Source organism: Corynebacterium sp., assembly GCF_012837295.1.
In the GTDB taxonomy this organism is placed as follows: domain Bacteria; phylum Actinomycetota; class Actinomycetes; order Mycobacteriales; family Mycobacteriaceae; genus Corynebacterium.
The window spans coordinates 1-6,239 of the sequence record NZ_DURI01000198.1 but is presented as its reverse complement, the minus strand read 5'-3'; the positions used below and the strand labels follow the sequence as shown (position 1 = coordinate 6,239).

Sequence of the window (6,239 nt, the reverse complement as noted above, 5' to 3'; positions counted from 1 at the left end):
TCCCCGCCCGCCGATTACGCCGACCGGGACTTCGCCGCCGCCGACGATGCGGGCGGCCCCGGCGCGGGCGCCGGGACGTCGCAAAGCAACCCGCCGTCCACCGGCGACCGCCCAGTCCAGGTGCCGCCCGGGCCGTCCTCGCCCGGCCAGGAGCAGCTGACCGTGACGCTGCTGCTGCAGGACGGATCGAACCGCACGTTCGAGGTCAAGCCCGGATCGAACATCATCGGCCGCGGCACCATCTCCGATTTCCGGCTGCCGGACACCGGGGTTTCGCGCCAGCACGCGGAAATCACCTGGGACGGCCGCGACGCCGTCCTGGTGGATTTGCACTCGACCAATGGCACGATGGTCAACGATTCACCGATCGACAACTGGCTGCTCGCCGACGGCGACGTCATTTCCATGGGCCATTCGGTCATGGAAGTCCGGATCCGTTAACCGGGCCGCACCCGGGCGCAGCCAAGCCCGGGCACCGGGAGGGCAACCACCCACCGGCCGGGAAACCGGCGCCGCACGGCGCCCCGAAGAGGAGGTAAGTACGTGGAGGCGATCGTCTTCCTGCTGTCCCGCATCGCCGTTCTGGTCGTGCTGTGGTTCTTCATCTGGATGACCCTGCGCGCGCTGCGCGCCGACGCGAATGCCGCGTCGGGTCTGCGCCCGGTGCGCGCCGTGGCCGCACCCGCGTTGCGGGGTCGGCCGTTCCAGCGTTCGCAGACGCCGCAGCAGTTGCTGGTCACCGCGGGGCCGCTGGCGGGATCGCGCATGAACCTGGCCAACCAGCGGGAGATCACCATCGGCCGCGCCGATGATTCCGCCTTCGTGCTCAACGACGACTACGCCTCCTCGCACCACGCCCGCCTGATCCCCCGCGACGGCGACTGGTACCTGGAGGACCTGGATTCCCGCAACGGCACGTTCCTGAACGGCCAGCGCGTCGACCAGCCCGAAAAGCTCCAGCCCGGCATGGAGATCCGCATCGGCCGAACGACTTTGAGGTTGCAGCCGTGAATTATTCGCTCGATTACACCGCCATCTCGGACCGCGGTCTGGTCCGGCAGAACAACGAGGACTCCGCCTACGCGGGCCCCCGCCTGCTGGCGCTGGCCGACGGCATGGGCGGCCACGCGGCCGGCGAGGTCGCCTCGCAGCTGATGATCGCCCAGGTGTCCAAGCTCGACGCCGACCAGCCCGACGCCGACCTGCTCGACGCGCTGGCGCTGGCCTGCGCAGAGGGCAACTCCTCCATCGCGGAGGAGATCGAGGCCAACCCGGTGACCGAGGGCATGGGCACCACGCTGACCGCTTTGCTTTTCGACGGCGAGCGCGTCGGCCTGTGCCACGTGGGAGATTCCCGCGGCTACCTCCTGCGCGACGGTGAACTGACGCAGATCACCCGCGACGACACCTACGTCCAGTCGCTGGTCGACGAGGGGTCGCTGACCGCCGAAGAGGCGTCCGTGCACCCGCAGCGGTCGCTGATCCTCAAAGCGCTGACCGGCCGCCCGGTGGAGCCGACGCTGAAGTACCGGGAGGTCCGCAGGGGCGACCGGTACCTGCTGTGCTCCGACGGCCTGTCGGATCCGGTGTCCCGCGAGACCATCGCGGAGGCCCTGGCCGAGGGCACGCCGGCCGAGGCCGCCAACCGGCTCGTGGAACTGGCGCTGCGCTCGGGCGGGCCGGACAACATCACCATCATCATCGCCGACGTCGTCGACGCGTCCGCCGACACCCCGAACGAGCCGGCGCTGGCCGGGGCCCTGGGCTCGCTGGATTCCGAGGCACCGCGGCCGAACACGTCCGCCGGCCGGGCCGCCGCGATGCGCCCGCCCGCCGAGCAGGAGCGCGCCGTCACCGCGGAACCCGTGGGCAAGGCCCCGAAGCTGCGCGGCCGCTGGCTCGTCGCCACGGTCGTCATCCTGGCGCTGGCCGCCGTCGCGGCGATCGGCGTGTGGGGATGGCGCAAGAACGACTCCATGTACCACCTGGCCGTCGACGAGGGCGTGGTGCAGGTGCGGCACGGCGCCCCGGGCAGCCTGCTCGGGTTCTCGTTGCATTCTCACCACCAGTACGTGTGCCTGTCCGACGACAACCAGGTGACGTTGCCCGATCCCGCCACCGATCGCGGATCCCTCGATTGCCACCTGATGGCGCCCGAGGACCTCGCCCCGGCGGCGCGGGCCCAGCTCGACGGGCTGCCCGCGGATTCCTACGACGAGATCCGCGGCCAGATCGGCCGGTTGGCCGATCAGGCGCTGCCCGTCTGCCTGACCGTGGCGACCCGCGGTGACGATGAAGCGGGCGCCGGCGCAGATGACGCCGGCGCGACCGAGTCAGAGTCGGCGACCGAATCCGCCGCGGCGGACGGTGGCCAGGATCGTGGCACCGGCTCCGAACCCGGGGTCAACTGCCGGGAGGTGCGCCGATGACCGCCGCCTCCACCGACACCGCCGCCCGTCCGGGCCGCTCCCGGGAACTGGTCATGCTCCTGCTGGCCGGCGCCGTCACTCTGCTGGCGCTGATTTCCACGGAGCTCGGCCAGGGCAACACCGCCACCGTCGAAATGCTGTGGATCGTCGGCGGCTTCATCCTCGTATTCGGCGTCGCCCACCTCGTGCTGCGCTTCCTGGCGCCCTGGTCCGACCAGGTGCTGCTGCCCGTCGTCGCCGCACTCAACGGGCTGGGGCTGGTGATGATCCACCGCCTCGACATGGCCAACGCCACCACTCTCGTGCGCAGCCAGGTCATGTGGACGGTCCTGGGCGTCGGCATGTTCGTCGCCGTCATGGTGCTGCTGCGCGACCACAGGTCCCTGTCCCGGTATTCCTACATCCTCGGCCTGCTCGGCCTGATCCTGCTGGCGCTGCCCCTGGTGTGGCCGTCGTCGATCAACTCCGACGCCCGCATCTGGATCTCCATCGGGCCGTTTTCCGTCCAGCCCGGCGAGTTCGCCAAGGTGCTGCTGCTGATCTTCTTCGCCCAGCTGCTGGTGAACAAGCGCTCGCTGTTCAACGTCGCCGGCAAGCGCGTCCTCGGGATCGATTTCCCGCGCCTGCGCGACCTCGGCCCGATCCTCGTGGTGTGGGGCATCGCGCTGGTCATCATGGCGCTGCAGAACGACTTCGGCCCGGCGCTGCTGCTCTTCGGCACCGTCCTGGGCATGCTCTACATCGCCACCGCGCGCGGCTCCTGGCTGATCATCGGCCTGGTCCTCGTCGCCGTCGGCGGCTTCGGCGTGTACCAGGTCTCCGCGAAGATCCAGGACCGCGTCAACCACTTCGTCGACCCCATCGCCCACTACGATTCCGGCGGTTACCAGCTGTCGCAGGCCCTGTTCGGCATGAGCTGGGGCGGCGTCACGGGCACCGGCCTGGGCAACGGTTACCCGCAGAACGTGCCGGTGGCCCACTCGGACTTCATCCTGGCCTCCTTCGGCGAAGAGCTCGGTTTCGTCGGCCTGGCCGCCATCATCCTGCTGTTCGCGATCCTCATCGCCCGCGGCATGAACGCCGCGATGCAGGTCCGCGATTCCTTCGGCAAGCTGCTGGCCTCCGGCCTGGCGCTGACCATCGGCATCCAGGTGTTCGTCGTCGTCGCCGGCATCTCCAAGATGATGCCGCTGACCGGCCTGACCACGCCGTTCATGTCGGCGGGCGGTTCCTCGCTGCTGGCCAACTACATCCTGCTGGCCATCCTGCTGCGCATCTCCGATTCGGCCCGCCGTCCGTGGGGCCTCTCCGCCCCGCTGGCGGAGCAGGCCGAGGAGGTGGGCGCCCGATGAACAAGTCCATCCGCCAGGTCATGCTCTTCACGCTGGTCCTCATCGTGCTGCTGCTGGCCAATCTCACGTGGGTGCAGACCTTCCGCACCGAGCAGTACGCCGAAAACCCGCTCAACACCCGCCAGTTCCTCGAGGAAAAGTCCCGCCACCGCGGCCAGATCAGCGCCGGCGGAGAGATCCTCGCGCGCTCCGAGATGGGCGCCGACGGCTACTACTCCCGCGTGTACGAGGCCAACCCGGAGGCCTACGCCCCGGTCGAGGGCTACCTCTCCGACATCTACGGGTCGAGCGGTCTGGAGCGCTCCCAGAACGACATCCTCAACGGCTCCGACCCGTCGCTGTTCGCGTCCCGGGCGATCGACACGATCACCGGCCGCGAGCGTGCCGGCGCCAACCTCGAGCTGACGCTTCTGCCGGAGGCCCAGGAAGCCGCGTACCGGGCGCTGTCCGACAACGGCTACGTCGGTTCCGCGGTCGCCATCCGGCCGTCGACGGGCGAGATCCTCGCCATGGCGTCGACGCCGTCCTTCGATCCGAACGACATCGCGGCCAACGACGCCGACGAGTGGAAGAAGCTCAACGCCGACCAGGATGCGCCGCTGCTCAACCACGCGACGCAGCGCCCCCTGCCCCCGGGGTCCACCTTCAAGGTGCTCACCACCATCGCCGCCGTCGAGAACGGCGCGGGCCCGGACACTTCGGTGACCGGCGCCTCCGAGATCACCCTGCCGGGCACGAACACGACGCTGGAGAACTACGGCGGCCAGTCGTGCGGCGGCATGACCACCCTGCGCGTCGCCTTCGCCCGCTCCTGCAACACCGCGTTCGCGCAGTTGGCCGTCGACACCGGCGCCGATCCGCTGCGCGACGTCGCCGAGCGCATGGGCGTCGGCGAGGAGTTCGACGAGCTGGGCGTGCCCCAGGAGAAGTCCACCATCGGCGAGATCCCCGACGACGCCGCTCTCGCCCAGACCTCCATCGGCCAGCGCGACGTGTCCTTCACGCCGCTGCAGAACGCCATCGTCGCGGCCACCATCGCGAACAAGGGCGTGCGCATGGAACCGCATCTGGTCAAGTCGGTCCAGGGCCAGGATCTCTCGCCCCTGAAGACGACCGAGCCGAAGGAAGTCAACGAGGCCATCCACCCCGACACCGCGGCGATCCTCACGGATCTGATGCGCGGGTCGGAGAGCAACTCCGGCGGCAACGGCAACGCGATCGCGTCGAAGACCGGCACCGCGGAGCACGGCTCGGAGCGTGGCGCGCTGGCGCCGCACGTCTGGTACATCGCCTTCGCCCCGGATTCCGACGTCGCGGTCGCGGTCGTCGTGGAGTCGGGCGGCGGCCAGGGCCAGGGTGCGACGGGCTCGTCCGTCGCGGCGCCGATCGGCCGCGAAGTCATCGCCGCCGTCGAAAGGTCGGTGCGCTGACCATGACCCCCTCCAACCATCCCCCCAATCCCCCGAACACCGTCGGCGGCGAACCCCTCGACGCCGAGGGCCGCGCGGTCCAGGAGATGCTCGGCGCGTCGCGCTACCGCATCCGCAACGTCCTGGGCCGCGGCGGCATGTCCACGGTGTGGCTGGCCGATGATCTGTCGGCGGGCGGCCGCCCGGTCGCGGTGAAGGTCCTCAACCGCGAGTTGGGCGACGACGACGAGTTCCGCCAGCGCTTCCGCAACGAGGCGTCGGCGGCGCGCAGCGTGGACAGCCCGAACGTCGTGGCCATCTACTCGCACGACGAGCCGGGCCGCGGGGCCGACGGCCCCTGTTACATCGTCATGGAGTACATCCGCGGCGAGTCGCTTGCCGACGTCCTGCGCCGTCGCCGTACGCTGCCCGAGCACCTCGCGCTCGACGTCGTGGAGCAGACGGCGCACGGCCTGTCCGCGATTCACGCGGGCGATCTGATCCACCGCGACATCAAGCCGGGCAATCTCCTGGTGACCCCGGAGGGCACCGTGAAGATCACCGACTTCGGCATCGCCAAGGCCGCGGAGGCCGTGCCGCTGACCCGCACGGGCATGGTCGTGGGCACCGCCCAGTACGTCTCTCCCGAGCAGGCGCAGGGCAAGCAGGTCACCCCGGCGACGGACGTCTATTCGCTGGGCTGCGTCGCCTACGAGATGGTCGCGGGTCGCCGGCCCTTCGCCGGCGACACGACCGTCGCCGTGGCGGTGGCGCACATCAACGAGCCGCCGCCGGCGCTGCCGCAGACGGTGCACCCGCACATCCGCGAGCTCATCGGCATCATGCTGCGCAAGGATCCGGGTCGCCGGTACGCCGATGGCCGGGAGCTGGCCAAGGCGGTCCGGAGCGTGCGCCAGGGCAATCGCCCACCGCAGCCGGCCGGGGTGCAGCCGAGCATCCACCGCCAGTCCGATGCCGCGCACCCGGCCACCAGCGAACTCGGCGCGCTGACCGAACCCGGGTTGCGCCGGCCCCCCGAGACGGGCCTC

The 6,239-nt window shown here is 70.3% G+C and carries 6 protein-coding genes; all 6 read left to right on the top strand.

Features of this window, described 5'->3' with window-relative positions; genetic code table 11:
• Positions 1 to 441, top strand: a 441-nt coding sequence (locus GX015_RS06630; RefSeq protein ID WP_291343765.1) for an FHA domain-containing protein, incomplete at its 5' end; no start/stop codon positions are given.
• Between the two features lie 102 nt (positions 442 to 543).
• Positions 544 to 1,011 carry an FHA domain-containing protein gene (locus GX015_RS06625; RefSeq protein ID WP_102213646.1) on the top strand — a complete coding sequence of 156 codons (468 nt, stop codon included), beginning with the start codon at positions 544 to 546 and terminating at the stop codon, positions 1,009 to 1,011.
• Positions 1,008 to 2,429, top strand: coding sequence for a protein phosphatase 2C domain-containing protein (locus tag GX015_RS06620; protein WP_291343763.1), 1,422 nt, complete (start codon positions 1,008 to 1,010; stop codon positions 2,427 to 2,429). The genes GX015_RS06625 and GX015_RS06620 overlap by 4 nt, the downstream gene beginning before the upstream one ends.
• Positions 2,426 to 3,781, top strand: a complete 1,356-nt coding sequence (locus tag GX015_RS06615) for an FtsW/RodA/SpoVE family cell cycle protein (RefSeq protein ID WP_120983580.1) — start codon at positions 2,426 to 2,428, stop codon at positions 3,779 to 3,781. The genes GX015_RS06620 and GX015_RS06615 overlap by 4 nt, the downstream gene beginning before the upstream one ends.
• Positions 3,778 to 5,211: a penicillin-binding transpeptidase domain-containing protein gene (locus tag GX015_RS06610; protein ID WP_291343761.1), complete on the top strand. Its 1,434-nt coding sequence runs from the start codon at positions 3,778 to 3,780 to the stop codon at positions 5,209 to 5,211. The genes GX015_RS06615 and GX015_RS06610 overlap by 4 nt, the downstream gene beginning before the upstream one ends.
• A gap of 86 nt (positions 5,212 to 5,297) precedes the next feature.
• Positions 5,298 to 6,239, top strand: a 942-nt coding sequence (locus GX015_RS06605; protein ID WP_291343766.1) for a serine/threonine-protein kinase, incomplete at its 3' end; no start/stop codon positions are given.